This is a genomic window from Nocardia transvalensis (assembly GCF_015477765.1).
GTDB lineage: Bacteria > Actinomycetota > Actinomycetes > Mycobacteriales > Mycobacteriaceae > Nocardia > Nocardia transvalensis_A.
Window position 1 is genome coordinate 162857 of sequence record NZ_JADLQQ010000013.1, and the last position, 21019, is coordinate 183875.

The window sequence follows — 21019 nt, forward strand, 5'->3', positions numbered from 1 at the left end:
AACACCGCCTTCTGCACACCATTCTTGCTCGCGCCATTACATCCCATTACATCCCATATGGGCTTTCTTTTTACACGCGTCACACCCCTTGCATCGCGATGCGACTTGGGGGACTTTCGAATAGGTGATGACACTTCACCGGCTGCATTCCGGCGACGGCTACGAGTACTTGACCCAGCAGGTCGCCACGGGCGACCGCATGCGGGATCGCACCCGTGACCTCACCGATTACTACACCGCGCACGGCTGCCCACCGGGCCAGTGGTTCGGGCGCGGAGCAGCCGCGCTCGGTTTATCGGGCGAGGTGACCGAACAGCAGATGCAATTGTTGTTCGGTGAGGGAATGCACCCGGACGCGAACCGAATCATCACCGAGGAATTGGCCGACGGAAAGTCGATTGCCGAGGCGATCGCCGCCGCGAGTTTGGGTACGAATTTCTATCAATTCTCATCTTCAACACCAATATCGGAATTGCTCGATCGTATGGTGGTCGCGTTCACCGAGAAGAACAAGCGGCGACCGACCTACGACGAGCGGATGATGCTGCGCACCGAGGCCACCCGCACGCACCTGACCGCCGAACTCGGCGCGGAGCCATCGACCGAGGCCATCGAAGACACACTCGCCCAAGAGAGGGAGAACTCACGCAAGGCCGTCGCCGGCTTCGACTGCGTCTTCACCCCGCAGAAATCGATCGCGATCCTTTGGGGATTGGCCGACGACGACGTGCGCCGCGTCATCTGGGAATGCCACGAGGAAGCGATGCGCGAAACCCTGGAGTGGGCCGAACAGCGGTACGCGGTCACCCGCCGCGGCCACAACGGCGCTCGGCAGATCGACGCGAACGGGTTCACCGTCGCGTTGTTCCGTCACTACGACTCGCGCACGGGCGACCCGTTACCGCACACGCACGCCACGATATCGACCAAAGTCCAAGGCAGCGACGGCAAATGGTCCTCGCTCGACGCGCGGCCTCTCTACGGCGGCGCCGTGGCGTTGTCGTGTCGCTACAACGCGATGATCGTCGGCAAGCTGCGACGCCGTCTCGGGTTGCGCTTCGAAGAGCGTTCCCGTGGTCGCGGCAAGCAACCGGTGCTCGAGATCGTCGGCATCTCCGATGTCATGATCGAGTTCTTCTCCCGGCGCCGCACAGCGATCCTCGCCCGCACCGAACAACTCCTCGCCGCGTACCGGCGAGCGCACGGCCGCAATCCCGACAAGCGCGCCCAGGCCAAGTTGGCGCAACAGGCGACGCTGGAAACCCGGGACGCCAAAGCCGAACCGCACAGCCTGCGCGACATGCTGGCCGGCTGGGATCGCCGGGTCCGCGGCTTCCTTGGCGACGGCCGCGATGCACGACGTTTCGTCACCGATCTCCTCGAACAGCACCGGCTCGACGATCATCCAGCCACGTTCGACGCCCGCCGACTCGCCATCGCCGCGGGCGTGGCCGTCGGCGGCGCATCCGAAGTTCTGCGATCCAACGACGCGCACGTGAGCGCCGCAATCCAGCACGCAGTCGACGAATGTGTCGGCACTCAGATCAGTGACCGCGACTCGGCCATCGAGCAGGTTCGGGTATTGCTGCGGTCACGCGACGATGACGAGTTGCTTGCCGACATCGACGAGGCATTCACCGCCTCCCAGCGCACAACATATGACCCGAAACGAATCGCTCAGGAAGTCGCGGCCACGGTCGCGCGGCGCCGGGCGACCTGGACCGAGGCCAATATCTATTCCGCCGCCGACGAACGAGTCGGTCTGTGCGATTTCCACAGCGACACTGCGCAGCGCGCCGCCGTCGAGGAAATCGTGCAGGCCGTCCGCGACGAGCACAGCATCCAATTGACCATCGACCCGGACCCGGTGCCCGCAGCCATCGCGCGGCGCAACGGGGAAAGCGAATTCACCGTCACCGGCGCGATCCGCTACACCAGCGAAGAAGTCCTCGCCGCCGAACACCGCTTGCTGGACGCGGCCAACACCGCCACCGACCACTACCTCCCCCACACTGCAGTCGACGCGGCAATCGCCGACGTCGAGCGGTCCCAACCTCGGCAGCGTCGCCGTCTCAACGCCGCGCAGCGGGCGATCGCGCATCACCTCTGCACGTCAGCGATGGCGTTGACCGCCGCCATCGGCCCCGCCGGCAGCGGCAAGACCACCACGATGAAGGTCGTCGCCCGCGCCTGGCGGGCCAGCGGAAGATCGGTACTGGCGCTCGGTCCGTCGAAGAACGCGGCACGCGAACTCGGCGACAGCATCGGCGTGCGCGGCTCCACCGTCGCCCGGATTCTCACCCTCGCCAAGTACAGGCTGCCCACCGGAATCACCCCGGGCGCAATGCTGCTCGTGGACGAAGCCGCGATGGCGGCCACCCACGACCTGGACCAGCTGCAACGGCTCGCCCACCAGCGCGGCGCGGTCGTGCGATGGGTCGGCGACCCACACCAGCTGTCTGCCGTCGAGTCCGGTGGCGCGCTGCGTCTGGTCGCCGCCGACACCCGCGCGCCGACGCTGATGTCGATCGTCCGATTCAAGACTGCCGCCGAGGCTGCAGCCACACTGCACGTCCGTGCCGGTGATGCGGAGGCGGCGTGGGAGTTCTACAGCGGCTCCAGCCGCATCACCGCCGGGATGGTCGACGAGCTGCGTGAGCACATCCTGGCCAATCACCTCGCCGACATCGCCGCCGGAAAGTCCTCGTTGATGCTCGCCGCGACGCTCGATGACGTCGCCGCCCTGAACCTCGCCGCTCAAGCCGCCCACACCGTGTCCGGACGCGTCGACACAACGCGCGGCTCGGTGAGGTTGTCCGATAACGCTGACGGTCATGTCGGCGACGTCGTGCTGACTCGTCTAAACGACAACCGGTTGCGGATCACCGGCGGCAAACGCCGCGGCAGCGGCATCGACAACGGCGACCTGTGGCGCATCCGGAAAGTGCACGGCGACGGGTCGATCACCGTTCTCGGTGCCGATCACCGCGGCAGTGTGCGTCTCCCGGCGAACTACGTAGCCGCCAATGTCGAGCTCGGCTACGCGTCCACCGTGCACCGCAGCCAGGGCAGCACCGTCGACCGGTGTCACCTGTTGATGAATGCCACCCTCGGGCGAGCCCTCGCCTACGTCGGGCTCACCCGCGGCGCGGAATCCAACCGCATCTACCTGGCCACCGACGCCCTGGACCCGACCTGCGAGCAGCAGCCCGAAGACCCGCTCACCGGACAGCAAATGTTCGCGAGAGTCCTGGCCCGCGAGGACGACAATCTCACCGCCACCGAAACCATGCGACTCGAACAGGCCCGCATCGACGACCCGGCGCGGCTGCGCGGCATCTACGACCACATCACCGCGCTGCTCGCCGACGCACGCGGCCGTCACCTGCTCGACCGGGCACTGCCTGTCGTGTTCTATCGCGACGCCGAGACCTCCGACCAATTCCAAGCCCTGCTCGACACGATTGCGCTGGCCGATCGGCATCGACTCGACAGCCGGGCCCTCGTCGCCGACCTCGCCACCAACAATGGTGAGGATCTCGGCGAGAGCCTGGCCACCGCCCGCGACGTGGCTGCAGTGCTGTGTGCTCGCGCCGACGACTGGATCCTGCAGCATCTCACCCCCGCGACCGCAGCTGTGTCCGCGGCGACTGACACCTTGACCGCGGACACGTCCGGCGACGCGACGCTCTATGCCTCCGCTGCGGCCGTCAATCACCGCGAAGTACTGACGCAATCAGGTCGGTTCAGAGCCCTGCGTGACGCTCCAGTGACGGGCGGCCCGCCTGTGCCGAGCCGTCATCCCGGCGTCGACACCGAACTCGCCGATCTTGCCGACGAGCTCTGGCGCCGCCTCACCGGCGGCCCCGGACCCGCTGCGCCGGTCGAAGCTGTCGATGCGCCCGATCCCGAATCCTTTCGAGACGACTTCACGCGGCGGATGCGCATTCAACGTCTCGACCGGCTGCGTCACGACCATGAGCACTACATCAAGCAGTTGTCCGATGAGCGCGGGCGGTACCTGCTGTATCGGGCCCTTCCTGTGGTGGTATACCGCGAAGCCGCCCGCTCCCGGCATTTCGCCGCCTTGCTCGACGCGATCGCTCGCGCCGACGCCACCGGCTTGAACAGCAACGCGCTGATCGGTTCGATCACCACCGACGACTTCACCGACTTTGGCACCACCCTGCTGGAGACCCGCGACCCCGCCTCCCTGTTGGCTGGCCGCGCTCAACGATGGGTCGCCCGCCAAACAGCAAACCGCCGCACAGACGCAGCCATCGCGGCGGGCGCGGTGAAACTCGAAACATTGACGCTAAGCGACGACACGTCCACTACCACCGAACTCATCTCAGCGATCGGTGCGGTAAACCGGCTCACCGAGCACGCCGCACTCATCTCGGATGGGACGTCACCCCCGACGCTGAGCCCTCCGCCCCCCTGGTTCCCGGGCATCGACCAATGTCTCGTGGATTTCGCCGCCGAGCTTCGACGGCGTATCGCGCACGAGGAACGCGCGCTCGTCGACAGCGACCGTGCTGCCGTTCCCCCTCAAAGCGATACGCCTGTCGTCCGTCAGCCGGTGGCGGATCCTCGTGATCCCGGCGGCGACAGGCCCTCGCCATCGCCCGACAGCTTCTCGCTCCTGCCGTCGCCGCCGCGTCACGACGACGCGTCAACTGACGAGGGATCGACGTCGGATGACGCCACACGGGATGCCCGGCGGCGTAGGAAACTCCTCCGGCGACAGCGATCGCTGCCGCTTCGACGTCGCCGTCGGTCGTTGTAGCTCGTCGTGATGGCGTGGCGGTCGATCATCTGCCTCTTGATGCCGATCCGTCCGCGGCGGACAATTCCGGTAGCCACAGGCTCGCTCAACACCGAGAGGGGCATCGATCATGGGGCAGATGGGGCTGAGCGTCATCATTGCACTGGTACTTCTGCTGGCCTGGGCGCTGTATCCCGGTCTCGCGCGATTCCTCGCCATACTGCTCGTGATCGACTCCATCGCATCTGTCTTGCTGTTTCCGTACAAGGCGCCGTTGGCCCATCTCGGCTGGCTCGTCTTCGGCGTCGCACTGTGGCTGGCCAGCCACTGGCGATTGGCCGCCCGAGACCACCGCTGGCGGTCAGCCCTCGCGAAGCACGCCTATCGACTGCCGATGCTGCGTCGTCTCCGCCCGCGAGCTGTGCGTTGACACAGCTCGTGAACCGTCGCAACGGTCTTTCCGATATTTGGTGCGAGTGGCGCCGAGGACCCGCAATCGGTGTCTGTACTGCTGGTGAAGTGGCCCGGATGCTCTCGGCCAGCGCCGAGAACTCCTCCCGGGTGTTAAGCGAGGATGCCGTTGTCCGCGCGGTCACCGCGTGGAACTGCCGCTCGTGGTAGGGCCGCCCGGCGGGAGCAGGGCGGGCGTCTTGTTGAATCGCGGTAATCGGTTGGTGTGTCGGTTGTTTCGTGGTCTGGTCTATTTTGTGAGTTCCCACGGGAGGCGCTCGGTGAGCACGAGTCCGATCTGCCATCGTTCGGCGCAGTCGGGGCAAATGGTTTCTGTGTGAGAGCATTCCGTTCCTACGGGGGCAACAGTGATCTCGACTTCATCGATCCAGTACAGCGGCATGGTGCTGCCCTCGGGGATATAGGAGAAGCCCAACAGCGCTTGGACGGTCTTCTTGACGGTCATCGCGACCTCCTTGCTGGTTGTTTACGCTCCAGTGCGCCTGAAGTCAGAGTTGTTGCGTAGGGGCATCATCGGGCGGCGAAGTAGGTCGCCTGCCCGCGTAGAAGCGCAGTCCAGGGGCTGCAAGCGGGATCCGGCTCACAACCGTGCCTTTCGTCGTGCCCGTGCGTCAGCCGTATGGCGGCGTCCGCGCGTCCTGCGTCGGCGGGGCGCGGTGTCAGTGAGGCGGGTGCTGATCGAGGTCGTTTCGGATTCCGCTGCCGCGACGGCGCCGCCGAGTCGCGTGGCTGCCAGGATCTCCGGGTGGTCGCACGCGCATATCCGGGCTCTCGCCGCTAGCGCATCGAGGCGGGCTTGGAACGCACAGAGGTCTTCCACGATGTCGGCCGGTACGGTGACTGCGGGCAGGTGCTGTCCGGCCCGCGCGGTGGCGCGGTAGGGGGCGCCGATGGCAAGGTCGCCGAGCATGTCGGTAACTCGCGCGTAGTGCGGTACGCCGACGCGGCCGATTTCGCGGAGTTCGCTGCGGGGCGGGTGGTCTTGCCGGTATTCGACGGTCGTCCATTCCCGATTGATCATGCCGACGATGAGGATTCGGCTGGGCTCAGTGGGATCGGCGAACTGGATGCTGAGACCGGCTGCGAGGGCCTGGTCCAGTGCATGGGCTGCCTCGGAGGCGGGATCGCCGCTTGCCGGCCTCGTCCGTGCTGTTTCGGTTGGCTGTTGGGCGGGGCGAGCGGTCGTGATCGCCATGCGGATCGCGTCGGCGATCTCAGGGCCGGTGCCGACCCCGAATCGGCGTATCGGTGCGAACTCTTGTCGGCTCGCAGATCGAGCGTAAACAGCTGCCGCGGCCAGGGCTGGTCCCGACGCTGCCGTGTCGTCGTGGGCACGGTCGTGCAGCCACGCCAGCGCGTCGTGCAGCGTGTCGAACTCGGCCCTGCTGGGTTGGCGTGTTTCGTGCGGCCGGGCAGGGTCCGCGAGGATTGCGAATGCGGCGAGGTAGGAGGTGGCTCGCCGAGGTTGTCTCGTGGTCATGACGGTCCTCGATGGGTGAGTCGGATACGACTTACAGGTGGCGGCGCTGGCCGGTCTGCCGGGCCGCGGATTGGGTTCGCCAGAGTCGTTGGCGCCGTTGTTCTGCGGTGACGGCCGCAGCAGGCTGTTGTGTGCGCTCGACGCGCTCGCTCCGGCTGCGTACCTCGCCTGTTTCGAGCAGCCTGCTAGGTGGAGCAGTCGAGGCGGGACGGCAGTCGAGGCACTGTCCGTCGGTGACCTGGCGGAACTCGCTGCAGCCCTCGCACCATCCGTTGCTGACACTGGCGGGCTTGGTGCCGGCGGTCGATGTGCTGCGCGTTTTCGGCGGATTCGTTGTCTGCGGTAGTTCGAGGTGGTTGCGGACCCAGGTTTCGATGGCGCGGTATCCGATGTCGCCCATTTCCCTGCAGAGGCGCCATTCCTGCCGAAGGATGCTGCGCGCAGCCGGGCCGTTGTGTTCGGCGATGAATTCGCATCGGGCGTTGATGGCGTCGACCTTGCTGTGTCCCAGTGGGAGTTCCCGGATTCCGGTCACACCGTCGATCCGACATGGGTTGCACAGCCCGTCGTCGCCGCGTCCCGATCGGATGCGTTCGTTGTACGGCAACCCGTAGGGCGAGGTGCTAGCGTCGAGTGCCGCCCGTTCGAGGCGGCAGCCCACGCACGGCAGCCCACGCAGGGTCGGGGCGGCGTCTTCTTTGTCCAGGTCTCGGTAGGCGTCCTCGACCTCTTTGTAGCGGTCGTCGTCGTAGTCGCTGTCGTGCTGAATATCCAGTGATGCGAAGGGTTTTCGACTGTCTCGGGCATACGGCTTGTTGTCGTCGACACCTGCCCGCCCATCCGGCACCTCGTTCACCAGCTCGGTGTCGTCGATCGTGTCCTCGCCCGCGCGCTTGCGGTGACGTAATGCCGCGGCCTGGGTGTGTTGGTCGACGGCGGTGTCGCCGAAGTACGCGTCGACGACGGCGTGTTCCTCGCGATTGGACGGCCGGGTCGGGCCGGTTCGCAGCGTCGGGTCCACGCGACGGCGGGTGTCGCGGGGTGGTCGGTAGAAATCGCTGCCGTTGGAGTTCGTGGCACTGGCTCGCACGCTCCGTCCGCCGGCCGGTCGTGCGGGAAGCCGGTTGCCTGGTGCCTGGTGCACGTGGGGATCGGTTGGCGGCACCAGCTTTTCGATGAGTGCGCGCTGTGCCGGGTTGTTGTGCCAGAGCTGTCTCATCTCGGCTTTGGCCTGCTCGTACGGGTGGCGCTCCCAGACCGAGACACACTGCCAGATCATGCCGAGCCGCTCACGGTCGATCGTCTTGGCGAGTTCGCGTACCTTCTGTTTGGCGCGGCGCAGGTCACCGGAGTTCACCAGGGCGGCGACGGCGGAGATGGCTTCGACGTCGTGGTCGATCAGTGGCTCAGCCATGGCCCGTGCTCCTGCCGCTCGGCAGCGCAGTGCGCTGCGATTCGGGATGTAGATGGTGTTGTCATCGCGAAGCCTCCTTCGCTGCGGGTTACGCGGAGTTCAGATGCGGCGGCGCCGGTGCGCCGCCGGGGGTTTCGACAGACCCCTGCGTATGCGCTGTGCCCACGATGTAGTGGAGTCAGGGCTCGTTGCTTCGGCGCGCTCGGCTGGGCCGCATTGCGTGTGGTCACCACCTCGCGCCCCCTCACGGGAGCCGTCGGAGAGTCGGCCCCCGCGATTGGTCGGTTCGGGTGGCCTCACCCGGTCGCCGATGCTGTCGGTTGCGCGCCCGGACGATTCGCGGAGGGCGTCGGAAATCGCGATCCGGCCGCCGAATTCATCCAGCAGCTGTTCGGCGGCGTGGCTCCACTCTGCGCTGTGTCCTGGCTCGGTGATCGAGTCGACCAGCTCCTTGTAAGCGGCGCGGTAATCTGCTGTTTCGCGTGCTCTGTCCAGCCCGGCGGCGAGGTCGGCGACGGCGGTCGCGTATTTCCACAGCTGTGCTTGTGCGATGTCGGGAGGGTGGACCGCCGGACGCGGAATCGCTTCTCCTGTCCGGGCGTCGATGAGGACGGGCCTGGTTTCCAGACCGTCGAGGAATTCGCCAAGCCACGGGTGCACTCCGGGGCGGACCCGGTACTCACCGACGTACTCGGTCAGGTTGACGTGCTCGTTGTGTTCGTGCTGGTATTCGCGGGCTTGCCACTGCCCGGCAACGCTGTTGTAGCGAATCGAGACGCGTCGTCCGGGGGTACCGGCCGCCGGTGCGGCGAATTCGACATAGACTCCGCGGGTTTCGGCGTCGTGGAGTGCTTTCCACTGCGGGTATGTCGGGTCGAACCGCTGTCGAACGGCAATCTCTATCTGATCGGCGATCTGCCCCGACCTGGTGTCGGCGGAGTCCATGAGACCGGCGGTCGGTGGATCCAGGTAGTCGCCCCATGGGTCGGGGTCGACGTATCCCGTTGCCTTTTCATCGAGAGGCTCGAGCCCGTTCAGGACCCGCCTGATCCTTCCGTCGAGTTCGGCCTGTAGTATCTCGCACTCCCAGTAGATCTCCGGGTGCATATCTCCGAGTCGCATGACGCTCATTTCGCTGCTCACGGCCTGGTGAGCAGCAAGTAGTGCGTCCAACGTGCCCTTTTCCTGGACTCTTCCGAGGTGGTTGTCGAGATCGGTCAGGAACTCGAGAAGGATTGCTTCGTGCGCCGCCGGCACCAGGACGGGCTCACCACGGGTCTGTGATGTGCCGTTGAGCATTGGCCCCCTTTTGAGTTGGCCAATCACCGCTCCCAGACGTTCCGTGTCGTCCAGGCAATAGTCGCCAATCGGACGCAAGGGGATGCCGTCGAGATACATGGGTGCAGGTATTGACGGCGAGGGCGACCACTCGGGATCTGCCACCAGTTCTCGGGCAGCGAAGCCGCGCTGTTTGGTGAAGGTGATCTGCACGACGCGATGCGGCTGGGCGTCGGTCGGGGCGGCGAACACGACGTTCACTCCCTGGCTGCGCACCTTCTCGAGTTCGGAATACGCCTCGTACTGCGGATCGAAGCGTTCCCGTACTCGATCGCGATGATCGCGGACTGCCGCATCGGGCGGCTGAGTTCGCACTGCTGCACCAAGGTTCGCGCCACCCGGATTCACGACATCGTTCGCGTCTGCGAGATCATCGGGCAGAGCGATGATCTCGTCTTCGCGGAGCACACGCTCCTTCGGGCCGAAGACGAGTGCCCTGTTCTGCTCGCTCACCGCGGCGGGACGTGCGCTCTGCGCGCCGATCTGAGTTGTCGGCTCGGCTTGTGCGCCGGACCGCCGCTGAATGCGGTCGTCCAGCGACGCGACCAAGGCCCGGTACCCGTCACGGGTGATGTCGTAGACGGCAATGTCGGTATCGGACGCGCCGCCGTGCAGGTCCGGTGCTGACGCCTCGTGGCGCCGCAGTTCTGCGGCGACCTGTACCCGTGCCGCCGCAAGCGCTGCGGGACTGCGGGCGCTGCGTACAGCGTCACGAAGGGTGTCGATCCGGCTCTGATGTTGTTGCAGGATTGTTCGTTCCTTCTCCGGCACGACGACGGGCGGTCGTCCGGTCGTCTGGTCGGTCGAGGAACTGTGGTCCTGGAGTACCGGTTCGGCGGCCAGGTACTGCAGCAGCCGCTCGAGCGATTCGCTCTCGATTCGATATTCGCCAGCGACTCGTAGGTCTGCCGGGTCGTACGGACTAATTCCTCTCGAGTCGGTTTCGGGTCGTTGGCCCGCTTCCGCTTCCAGCTCGGATGCGGTCCATCCGTGGTAGAACGTGATCTGAATGACTCGGTTGTCGGCGTCGGGCGCCGATGCGGCGAAGGTGACGGAGAACGGCGAGTCGAGCAGATCGACCAGGTCCGCGTGCGCCCGCACCTCCGGGTCGAATCGTTCGTCGAGTTCCCGACGAACACGGTCGGCGATCCGTTGGACCCCGCCTTCGCCGTCACTCTCCCATTCGGTCGCGGAGTAGGCCACGCCGCCGACCACCAGGTCGTCGCCGATGACGTCGCGCCAGAAGTCGAAGTCACTCATCGCCGTGATTCCCTTCAGGCGGGTCTGGGAGTTCGACGTCGAGGGTGGGCTGGTCGGGTTCGTCGTGAGATCGACGGTCACGCCGTGCCGCCGCTGGTGGTGGCGTTTCATTGGCGGCGTCGAAGATCCATGAGTCCAGCTGCGATGTCGAGATGAGCGAGTCGATGCCGCTGCGCAGCAGGTCGCTGTCGTCGGGGCCGATGATGTAGCACGCCGTGGCCGGGGAGGTGTCGATGAGGGTGAGCGCGGCCATGGGGGTGTCCGGGCCCTGGTTGTAGCGAAGCGATTTCACGAACCGTCGTTGATCGTCGGTGAGCCGGTCGACGAGGTGCTTTTCGGTTGGTGTGGTGACGGGGATCCAGTGCTGGGTCACTGTCATGACCGCGATCTGTTCGACATCGGTTGTGCCCTTGGCGGATTCACCGATGGTGAGGATTCCGATCAGATGCGTGTCGGGGTTGTCGGCTCGCAGCGACAGTTCGGTGTCGAACGTCGCGACCATCCGCGTGTACGTCTCATTCGCGAGGTGTAGCGGGAGATCGGGTACGTGCTTGAGCAGCAGTGCGGCGCCGGTTGTGGTCGGCGTGACGCGCTTGATCTCGCCGACGGCGATCATGAGCCGACGGTGCGATCGGTTGCCGGCGATGTGCGACAGGGCGGCCGTGCGCCGGGCGATGATCTCGGCCTTACGCTCGGAGTTGAACGTTTCGGGTATCCAGAGCCGATTGACCAGCGGAGTCCGGTTGGTCGTCTTGTCTTCCGCGGCGCAGAGTAGATACTTGCGGATCGTGGCCCAGTTGCGTTTGCCGAGCATGCCCGGTGTCCACCGGCTGAATCCCGCGTCGTCCCACAGCAGATGCAGCAGACCGCGCAAGGTCAGCTTGGTGGGATCGCCGCCGCTGTCATCGGCCTCGGTGGCCGCGGCTGCGGTGACGACGCGGCGTCCGTGGTGGCTCAGAGGGAATCCGAGAGTGATCCGGGTGGCTTCCGGTTCCTCCTTCACTGCCTTTCCCAGTAGGTGCGCCAGTCCGGAGACTTCGGGTGGCGGTGCGCAGGAGGTGCACAGCGGGTCGTGAGTCGATCCGGTGCCGGGCATTCGTTTGATCAGGTATCGACCGCTGACCTTCGCGATGTACATGTCGACGCCGTCGCCGCCTTGGCACGTGCAGCGTGGCCGGGTTCCGGTGGCGTGTGCTGCGGCGAGCACCGTTTGGGCGTTGCTCCGGTCTCTGTCGAGGAGCTGCCCGTCGATGACATACATTGACTGTCACCGCCTTTCGCGGATGTCGGGGTGTGGACGGTGGGTGGTCATGGCCGTCGCCTGCTGCCGCGTTCGGGGATCCAGCCGCCGGCGATGCGCGAGTACACCCAGACGCGGCCGTCGTAGCGGACCGCGACGGTGCGTCCGGCTGCTTGGATCGATTGCGCTGATTGGGTTGCGATGAGTTCGGCCATGTCCTCGTCGCCGACGAGTTCCGGTCCGGTGGTCTCCTCTGGTGCCGCGGGGTTGCGCGCGGGTTCGGGTCGGTCGGCGAGATCGCTGTGGACGAAGTCGTCGAATCCGGGATGCGTGGGTTGTGGTTGGGTGCGGTAGCCGCAGCGTCCCGGTCCGCAGCTGGAGAAGTCGCTGATCCGAGTGAGTTGGTCGATGGCCGGCCAGAGCCACTGCTGGTGCCAGGCGATGAGGTCTTCTCGGGGTGTGTCGTGTTGGTCGGGTCCGGGTAGGTAGGCGGCGTGGTGTGCGGCCATGAGCGCGGTGAGCGTTTCCACGGCGCTGCCGTGCCGGTACCAGCAGGTGGGGATGCGGCTGCCGAGTTGGTAGCGATGCCGCAGCCAGTCGACCCAGTCGGCGAGTTCGCGCCACAGCTGTACGGCGGTGTCGGTGTCGAGGTCGGCCCAGCTGAATCGGCAGGCGTCCTCGCGACCCGTGCTTCGATGGGGCCGGTCCAGCGTCGTGTCCTGGCGTGTGTGCGGTTCGACGGTCATGGCTGCCTCGCTTCCGGTGCGTCGAGCCGCAGGTGTGATGGGACTTCGCCTGTGCCGACGATGGTTTCGAAGGTCTCCAGTGCCGCCCGGACCCGACGTTTGGTGCGGGGGTCGTCCCATACGCTGGGCAGGCGCAGTACCGCGGCGGGCGCGTGGCGGTAGATCAGCAGCCCTTGGTCCTGGTCGAGTTCGCGGATTTCGTCGGCGCGCAGAACCGGTTCGTCGCGTTGCTGGTAGCTGCGGCCCATGGTCCGCGACAGGCTGGCTTCCCATTGTTTGCGTTGCCCGAGCAGCCGAGAGACGGCTTCGAGTTCGTCGCCGCGCAGGCCGGGCAACAGCAGCATGGCCGGTGGTGATTGGCCGAGCATGCGCCCGCCGATCTGACCCCATCGCAGTTCGTTCTGGGATTGGTTGTGCGCGAACGCCCAGACGGTGATGCCTTTGCCGCCGCTGTCGGTCATGATGCTGGGCAGTTCCGGGATGGGCGCGACGTTGTTGACTTCGTCGAGCACCAGCCGCACGGGCGGGTCGAGTCGTTTGCCGGGCCGCTTCTGTGAGGCGCGGTCCGCGACGTGGTGGACCTCGGCGGCCAGCGCGGCGACGAACGGGGCCATGCTCTGTGAGGTGCCTTTGGACAGCAGGTAGAGGGTGTTCGCGTGCGCGGTGTCGAGGACGAACGATTCGACCTCGAAGGACTCCGCGGCGGGGACATCCACTGCGGCGAGCATCTTGGGCGAGGCGAGGGGTTCGAGCAGGCGTGCGGCAGCGGCCAGTACGTCGTCGCTAGATTCGGAGCTGGAGTTGAGGATCTGTTCGAGTTCAGCGGCCCAGTCGGGTAGGTGGGCGCCGAGAATGTCGACGGCGGTGCGGTTGGTGCGGCTGGGCACCCAGACGCGCACGTCGCGGATCGAGCGGTCGTCGAGGGCGGCGGCGTGCAGGTAGCAGCGCAGCAGGGTGGCGGCTTTGGATTCGAAGTAGCCACCGTTCTTGGTGCCTTCCAGCGGCATCGCCTTGGTGAGCGCTTCGGCGCGGCGGATGGCCACGTCCGGGTCCGCGCAGCCGGACAGCAGTGACCATCGGATTTTCCCGGGCCATCCCGAGAGGTCTTCGGGGTCGAACACCGCGATGCGGCCCTGTGCTGCGCGGTCGAGGAACGTCGCCGCCATCAGATCGGTTTTGGTCGAGGTGGCGGCGACGAATCCGGGTGCGTCGCATACACGCTGGTATGCCAGTCGCCAGGTTTTGCCGGATCCGGTGGGGCCGTAGACGATAACGCCGTCGCGAGGCGACAGGCACACCCACGATCGGGGGTCGGTGGCCAGGACCCCGACCCGGACGGTCAGCCGATCCGGCACTACCGGCCGTCTGCGGAGTCGACTCCGGAGGTTCATCGCCGCCACCTCCGTCGATACCGGCGCGGCTCGCGCCGTGCTTGTTCCGGGAATTCGGCGGCGGATTTGCGGGCGGCCGTGTGCGGGTCGAGTCCGATCCTGCGCAGGTCACCACGGGTTGCCAGCCCGACACGGCGATGGCGGTGACGGCGGCGGGAGTCGATTTCGGAGCCGACGATCGCCACCGCGCTGCACCAGATGATGGCGACGAAGATCATGCAGGTCCAGGTCAGCCAGGCGGGGCCGGGTCGCGGGTCGGCTGGCCACGCGGCGGCGGGATCACTCCAGTGTTCGGTCAGCCGGGCCAGCGTGGGGGTGAGCTCATGCCAGCCCGGAGCGGCGGGGCCGCGCAGACACAGCAGCGCAGACAGGGCCCCGCCACCGAAGACGGCGACGAACCCGGCGCAGACGATGTGCAGGGCGAGCACGAGCCCGGCCGGAAGGACCGGTTCCATGCGGATGGGGTTGGGCAGCGGTCGTTCGGCGCTCATGCTGTGGAAACCCCCTTAACCGCGCTGTCGGTGTCAGTGAGTTCGGCCTCCAGCGGGGATCGGATGTGCTGCAACAGGAACGGGTCACGACGCCCGATCTTGACCAGGGCTTGACCGCGGCCCAGGCGCATCAGGGTTTCCTCGGTGCCCGGCGGGAGCCGGTACATGCGGCAGGTTTCGCGGACGTCGTCTTCGCGGCCTTGCCCCATGAGCACGACGATCGAGGCTTCCTGCATGAGCGCCCGGGCCGGTGAGTCCACCGGCAGGTCGCTGATGTGGTGGAACGCCGACACGGTGCACAGACCGAGTCCGCGTGAAAGTTTCATGTTCGCCTGAAACACTTCGCCGGTGCTGCCCTGGGCGACGTGCCAGCCTTCCTCGACCACGAGAATCGTTTGGGCGAATCGCGAGGAGCGGGCGGCGAGCCGGTTAGCCAGCCAGGTGTTGATCACGGTCATCACGACCCGCAGCGCGGGCCCGTCGGTCGGCAGGGCGGACAGGTCGAAATGGACCAGCGGGTGGGTGTCGAGGCTGTCGCGGATTTCCGGGCTGGTTTCGGTATCGACGAGTCCTTTGAGGTCGCGGTCGGCCAGCCGCAGCAGCGCCAGACCCGGCTCGAGGCCCCATTCGAGACCGCGCTCGGCCCATCGACCACCGACGGTGTCGAAGTCGTCTGTCTGGGGATCGAGCAGTCGCATCGCCAGCTCGCGGATCACTGGGGCGCGGCCCTGGTCGCGGGCTTCGGCGTTGACGAGTTCGAGCGCGAGTCCGACAGCGGATTTCTCTCGTTCGTCGAGTTCACGGCCCATGCTGTCGGCCAGCACCGCCAATACGAGCGCTTCTTGGCCAGCGGGCACGATGCCCGACAGGCCGCCGGCGTGTTCGCCGCCGGTGCTGATCGCGGGGTCGAGCAGGTTCACGCATGCTCCGCCCCCGCCGGCTCGGAACCGGATCGACGCCGCCGCGAGAGTCCGGGCGATCGGTGTGTACTCGCCGCGCCCGGATTGCGGCTTCTTGTCGAGGATGACGACTTGCCGGTCGGCGACGAGTTGACGCAGCCCGAACGCAGTTTTGATCAGCGCGGATTTTCCTTGGCCGATGTCGCCGATGACGCAGACGTTGATGCCGGAGATCGCGTCGCCGTAGAGGGCGAATGGGTCGAGGATCTCGAGTTCGCCAGAGACGATGTTGAGTCCGGCGACCACACCTTCGTGGCGCGAGGAGCGGCGGCTGGTGGCCAGGTTGAGCGCCTCCGCTTGGCGGGTCGTGGTCCATGCCCCTTCGGGGCGTTGCTCGTACCAGCCGTACCTGTCGAGTAGTCGACGCCGCCTCGGCACGCTGCGGCGGGGCTGCTCGGCGTGCTCGGCCACCGCTGTGGCCCTGCGACCCCGGCGTGCGCGCCACGGAAGTCTTGTGCTGAATCTCGGCTCGCCGCCGGCCTTGTCGGGGTGCTTGGCGCCGCTGAGTCTGCTGGTCATCGGGTGTGCCTCGTTTCGGCCAAGCCGCGCCCGAGCGGCAGCGTGGAGAACAGGGCGACGTCGTGATCCCCAGAGCACCAGCGGATTTCGGCGAGGGCGGACTCCGTTGCGGCTTCGGTGACACGCAGACAGGCGCGGTCGAGGTCGTCGGCGTCGCGGCCGGTGACGGCGACCGCGATGGCGTAGACCGCGCCGTGGTGCCCGGAGCCGGGCATCAAGTCCTGGCGACGGCGGTCGGATGCGGAGGCGAGCACTTCGGCGGTGCCGTCGCTGATCTTGCCTTTGGCGCGTTCCTTCTGTTTTCGGGCTTCATCGGCGGTGAAGTCGCCTTTGGCGGCGGCGCGGGCCCTGTGTGAGGGGACGAAGTCGATGCGCACCGACACCGTGCGGATGGTCGGCATAGGCGGCGTTTCGTCGTCGCCGGGATCGGCTTCCACACCGGTCAACAGCGGCGAGAGCCACAGCGGGCCGAGCGGGACCGGTTCGATGGCGCTCGGCGGGATGAACCCGACGCGGGTGCGCCAGGCGCCCGCGGCGCCGATCGCCACGCAGTCGGTTCCGCCAATGTAGCTCGGCCAGCATGTGTCCCATTCGGAGTCGGCGTGCCGGCCCAGCCGGTAGTCGGGATCGATACAGCCGCGCAGCACCGCGCAGGCGCGTTTGCGTCCGTAGACCTCGACGCGGCCCATCCCGGACAACACCAGCAGGCGTGCGGCGCGTTCGACCTCGTCGCGGATGACCGCGGCGATGCCGCCTTCGATCGGCGCGTTCTTCGTCCGCGCCGCCCGGGAGGTGGCGGCCATGAACTCGTCGGTTTGCGGGATGCGCAGCACGACGAAGACTCGATGCTCTTCAGCGAGCGGAGTGAGCACGTCGATCAGTGCCCCGTAGGACTCGACCGCGGGCAGCAGCCGCGTGTCGCCGAGCCTGCCGACCTGCTCTTCGGCCCACCGTTGGTGTGGGGTCATGTCCAGTGGCACCGACCGGTGGATCAGTTGAATCCCTCGGATGAAGCTGCCCGGCCGGGCCAGCTGCGCCTGGAGGCTGCCGAACGCCGCCGAAGTCGCCGCATAGGCGGCATCTCCGCGCAGTCCGCCTGCCACACCCTCCACGGCCAGCATCACGGTGAAGAAGGTCCGCTCTCCCGGGTTCGCGGTGCGCAGGATGAACATCTCGTCGAGGCCGGTTCCGGCCACATCCAGCGGGCCGGTGTTCGCCAACGGCGGCGGCACCGCCCACCCGGGGTCGAGGCCGGGGCGACCGTAGGCGGGGTCGGCGGGGTTGCGGTACACGTGTTCGCCCCGGCGGCGACGCGTCCAGGTCCGCAATGCGTGCAGCCATCGCGATGCCCAGGATCGTTTGCCACCGAATTCCATGGTCGCGGCGAACACTGCGGCCAGCCCGGCGGCGATGACGATGATCGACCAGGTCGCTCCGCCGCCGATCACGTACAGCGCGATCCCGGCGAGGATCGAGCATCCCCAGGTCGCGAGCACGGGCTGCGACAGTCCGAGCCAGGAGCGGCGGGCGATTTCGCCGCCGAGCATGTAGGTGCGTTGCTGGTCGGTCATTCCTCGGCCTCCCCGGGTGCGGCTTCTGCGGCGGCCCGGCCCTTCTCCAGGGCTGCGGCGGCTCCGGCCGCCGCGACGGGAACTGCCACCGCGCCCGCCGTGGCGACGATCGCCGCGCCCTTGCTAACGCCGCTGCCGAGTCCGGACGCGAGCTTCCTGCCGATGCCGCTGCTGCGGTCGCGGTCACCGGTTTTCGTGTTGGAGGTCGCCTCGTTTCGACGGCTGCCCATCGTCGCGCCCAGATGTGCCTCGGTCGGGCTGCGGCCGTCGTCCCGGTCGGCGGTCCGCCAGCTCGGATCGCCGTCGTCGTTGCCGCCTCGCTGATCCTTCTGTCCCTTCGACGCGTCGCTGTTCGGCGTCGAGGAGTCGTGGCGAGAACGTCGTCGTGACAAGGCGTTCGCGCCGAGTCCGCCTACGGCGCCGGCCAGCAGGGAGCTGGAGTGCCCGCCGAATCCGTTGGCGTCGCTGCGCGAAGGCAGCAGGGGCGCGTATCTCAACAGTGACCACGGGGCGAGACCGACGACGATGAAGGCGACGACGACCAGGCACAGTTGCCCAAGCGTGCCGAGGGTGCCCTGCCCGGCGGGCTGACCCGTCAGTGCGGCGTTGACCACGGAGGTTTCGAGCGCCAGCAACAGGAAGAGCAACGGTTTCGAGGCCACGAGGCCGATGAACAGCAGCACCGGGCGCAGCGCCTTGGTGCGCCATTTCGGGTGGACCCACATGCCGAACCCGATGCCGGACGCGATCGCCAACGCGGGCAAGGCGACCGCGTGCATCAACAAGCCGAAGAACACAGCGAGCGAACCCGCGATGAGCAGCAGAAACAGAATCAGTCCGACAACGACACCGCCCGGCAGCGCGGGCGCGGTGAGTTTGCCGCTGAAGTGTTCCAGATTCGTCACCATTTCGCCCATGTCCGGGCCGGAGATGTGGACGATGCTCTCGGACATCGCGTTCGCCGCGCCGACGATCAACTGCGCGAGGAACGGTGCGAACAGCATGAGGATGACGCCTGCCGGAAGGTAGCCAAACAGGTCGGCGGCGATGGTTTTCGCGGTTTCACCCTTGGCTGCCGCTCGCCACAGCGCCAGCAGCGTCATCAGGCCCATGACGGCGATGCCGATGCCGGTCGACAGCGCGTACCAGCGCAGAAACCATCCCTGGGAGGGGTCGAAGGCGCCCACGGCGACGAGGCCGCGCAGAACCTTGCTGCTCAGGTCGACGGCCGAGGCTTTGGTGGCGTTCGCCCAATCGTCGATCACGGACTGCGGATCGGCGACGAATTTGATCGCGGTCGGGATTGCGGTGCCGAACACCCAGGTGAACGCACTCACGATCGCGTTGCCGGCCGCGTAGACGCCCGCATCGCGCAATGTCTCGTCGATCCGGTCGTTCAGCGATTTGTTCTGGTCGATCCAGTTCGCGGTGCCAGCGAACAGCCGCGCCACCTGCGTGTTCCATGCGACGCAGTTGCGCTGGTCTCCGCTCGGCGCGTCGGCCTGGTCGCAGTTCACGAAAAACGCGTGAGCACAGTAGATTCCGGGAACACCGCCGCCGCACGGCGCGGTCCATGCCTTATCGGGTACCTCTCCTGCCCCGCTCGTCTTGCGCATCTCGGTCAGGGACTGTTTGTCCGGGACGGCCGACCATACGAAACCCCACGTGTTCCATTGGGGACTCGCCCATCTCTTCAAGTCGTCCGCGCACGCCGGCTGCGGCAACGCGTAAGCCGGGTCGCCTGAGGGAAAGACCCTGGGCAGCAGCTCTTTCGACGGTTCTCGACCTGCTTCGACGCCTGCCTCCAGATGAGGGCCCAGCGAGTGGCGTCCCTGCGCCCCGGCTGCGCCGACGACGAACACCTTCTTCTGTTCGTCGGTCATCGACCAGTAGATGAGGCGGTCCTCGTTGGCCAGCGCGGCGTTGGTGTAGGCGCCGATGTCACCGCCGCGGTCCTTGCACGGCCCCGTGAACCACGCCGTTTTGAATTCGGGGGTGTTGCCGACGAACTTGCGCAGGTCCGCGGGGAATCCGTTCGGCAGCGACCCCGACGGGGCGACCGGGCCGGGCGCGGGGTCAGCCCCGGCTGTGCCAGCGCTGGCCAGTGTCAGCGTTGAGAGCGCTGTGACGATAAGGAGCATCAGAACTCGCCGCATCATGGGCCCCTAGTCGACGTAGAAGGTGTAGTAGCCGCCCTGCAGCGGGCGGGTCAGCGGTGATCCGGAGTCGGGGGCCACGACCTCGTCCGGGGTCGGTCCGCTGCGGGTGGCGAGGTCTTTGGCTTTCCAGTCGCCGTGTTCCCAGACCAGCGACACGGTGGTGCTCGACCACAGCGTCATGACCGAGACCGGGTCGCCGGGGGCGATCGCGTCTCGTGACACCGCGACGGTCCAGACCGCGACCTGCGCCGTGTCGGCGTCCACCGACTCGACGGTCACCGCCGCCGGCAGCACGTTGAGGACATTGCTGTCGTGCTCACGTCCGGACGCGATGTCCATCGATTTCGTCAATCCCGATCCGGGCTCCGACGCCGCCAACGCCGACCGCACCGCAGTCGCGGTCACGCGGCCTTGCCCGGCCTGGGCCAGCGCCTGCACGACGTTGACCGCTGCGGTCGCCGCGCCTGCCCGGTCCCGGGTGTAGCCGGTGGGCACCCCACCGGTCACGGTGGTCGGTCCGTGCCCCGCGCGGACTTGCCCGCCACCCGGGCCGGTGTCGCTGCAGCCGTGCATCGACAACGCCGCCACCAGGACGAGCACACCGGCGGCGCCCACGGCCAGCAGCGACCGCATCGACACTCGGTGTGCAAGCCCTTGTCGTCGCGAGGCCGCTGCTCCCGGACGTGCCGGTGATGTGGACGGCAGCTCGGCATCGGGAGAGAGTGATCCGAATCCTGTTGTGCTCATATGGTTTCCCTTCGGTGTGCGGCCGGGTTCAGCCGCCGACGACGAACAGGACGGTGCCGACCATCGGTGAGGCCAGCGCGACGAGACCGAGGGCGATCAGGGCGTCTTGTAGTTCCTCGGAGCCTTCGGCCAGGTCGTTGGTGTAGCCGCGGGCTTTGGCGCGGCGCACTTTGAAGGCGCCGACGATCACTCGCACGACGCAGCCGATCAGCACCAGGGCCCATATGAACGCGACCAGCCGTTTCCAGGTGGAGTCCATCGCCTGTCCGAACAGCCCGAAGTCGGGGGCGACGCCGCCGAGGGGGTTGGGGATCGCCGCTTCGGCCGTGGCGGCGCTGATCGTGACGATCAGGCACGCTGCGGCAGCGCTTACCGCAGTTCGCCAGGCGGCGAGCAGCCGCTGCGACCGGGTGATGGTTGTCATGGGTGTGGCCTCTCTGAGTGACGATGGGTGTGGTCGCGGGT

Annotated in this window: 15 protein-coding genes; 2 read left to right on the plus strand and 13 right to left on the minus strand. The window is 67.0% G+C overall.

All coding sequences use genetic code 11. The annotated features are described in order from the left end of the window. Positions 1 to 127: 127 nt before the first annotated feature. Together mobF and IU452_RS32255 are read left to right on the plus strand one after the other, a co-directional pair. On the plus strand, positions 128 to 4789 hold the full coding sequence (mobF, locus tag IU452_RS32250; protein WP_228819172.1) for a MobF family relaxase: 4662 nt from the start codon (positions 128 to 130) through the stop codon (positions 4787 to 4789). Positions 4790 to 4898: 109 nt separating this feature from the next. Next, positions 4899 to 5198 (plus strand): hypothetical protein, encoded by a 300-nt coding sequence (locus IU452_RS32255; RefSeq protein WP_195112992.1) that lies wholly within the window; start codon positions 4899 to 4901, stop codon positions 5196 to 5198. Between the two features lie 270 nt (positions 5199 to 5468). On the opposite strand, the gene IU452_RS32260 is transcribed toward IU452_RS32255, so the two are convergent. The 13 genes from IU452_RS32260 to IU452_RS32320 all read right to left on the minus strand — a co-directional run bounded on the left by IU452_RS32260 (position 5469) and on the right by IU452_RS32320 (position 20978). Continuing rightward, positions 5469 to 5684: a hypothetical protein gene (locus IU452_RS32260; RefSeq protein ID WP_195112993.1), complete on the minus strand. Its 216-nt coding sequence runs from the start codon at positions 5682 to 5684 to the stop codon at positions 5469 to 5471. 135 nt (positions 5685 to 5819) lie between these two features. Beyond that, entirely contained in the window at positions 5820 to 6719 is a 900-nt protein-coding gene (locus IU452_RS32265; RefSeq protein ID WP_195112994.1) for a hypothetical protein, read from the minus strand. Between the two features lie 31 nt (positions 6720 to 6750). After that, the gene (locus IU452_RS32270; protein WP_195112995.1) at positions 6751 to 8133 is read right to left on the minus strand and encodes a hypothetical protein; all 1383 of its coding nucleotides are present in this window, start codon (positions 8131 to 8133) and stop codon (positions 6751 to 6753) included. A gap of 99 nt (positions 8134 to 8232) precedes the next feature. Continuing rightward, the gene (locus tag IU452_RS32275) at positions 8233 to 10731 is read right to left on the minus strand and encodes a hypothetical protein (protein ID WP_195112996.1); all 2499 of its coding nucleotides are present in this window, start codon (positions 10729 to 10731) and stop codon (positions 8233 to 8235) included. Beyond that, complete coding sequence (locus tag IU452_RS32280) at positions 10724 to 11992, minus strand: DUF1173 family protein (RefSeq protein ID WP_195112997.1); 1269 nt, start codon at positions 11990 to 11992, stop codon at positions 10724 to 10726. The genes IU452_RS32275 and IU452_RS32280 overlap by 8 nt, the downstream gene beginning before the upstream one ends. A 47-nt stretch (positions 11993 to 12039) precedes the next feature. Further along, entirely contained in the window at positions 12040 to 12717 is a 678-nt protein-coding gene (locus IU452_RS32285; protein WP_195112998.1) for a hypothetical protein, read from the minus strand. Next, a complete protein-coding gene (locus IU452_RS32290; protein WP_195112999.1) occupies positions 12714 to 14108 on the minus strand; it encodes a type IV secretory system conjugative DNA transfer family protein in 1395 nt (464 codons plus the stop codon). The genes IU452_RS32285 and IU452_RS32290 overlap by 4 nt, the downstream gene beginning before the upstream one ends. After that, complete coding sequence (locus IU452_RS32295; protein WP_195113000.1) at positions 14105 to 14599, minus strand: hypothetical protein; 495 nt, start codon at positions 14597 to 14599, stop codon at positions 14105 to 14107. Before IU452_RS32295 ends, IU452_RS32290 begins: the two co-directional genes overlap by 4 nt. Continuing rightward, entirely contained in the window at positions 14596 to 15804 is a 1209-nt protein-coding gene (locus IU452_RS32300) for an ATP/GTP-binding protein (RefSeq protein WP_195113001.1), read from the minus strand. Before IU452_RS32300 ends, IU452_RS32295 begins: the two co-directional genes overlap by 4 nt. Positions 15805 to 16073: 269 nt before the next feature. Next, entirely contained in the window at positions 16074 to 17648 is a 1575-nt protein-coding gene (locus IU452_RS32305) for a hypothetical protein (RefSeq protein WP_195113002.1), read from the minus strand. Next, positions 17645 to 19807 carry a hypothetical protein gene (locus IU452_RS32310; protein WP_195113003.1) on the minus strand — a complete coding sequence of 721 codons (2163 nt, stop codon included), beginning with the start codon at positions 19805 to 19807 and terminating at the stop codon, positions 17645 to 17647. The genes IU452_RS32305 and IU452_RS32310 overlap by 4 nt, the downstream gene beginning before the upstream one ends. Before the next feature lie 6 nt (positions 19808 to 19813). Further along, positions 19814 to 20440, minus strand: coding sequence for a hypothetical protein (locus IU452_RS32315; protein WP_195113004.1), 627 nt, complete (start codon positions 20438 to 20440; stop codon positions 19814 to 19816). A 142-nt stretch (positions 20441 to 20582) separates the two neighbouring features. Next, positions 20583 to 20978 carry a hypothetical protein gene (locus IU452_RS32320; RefSeq protein ID WP_195113005.1) on the minus strand — a complete coding sequence of 132 codons (396 nt, stop codon included), beginning with the start codon at positions 20976 to 20978 and terminating at the stop codon, positions 20583 to 20585. Positions 20979 to 21019 lie beyond the last annotated feature (41 nt).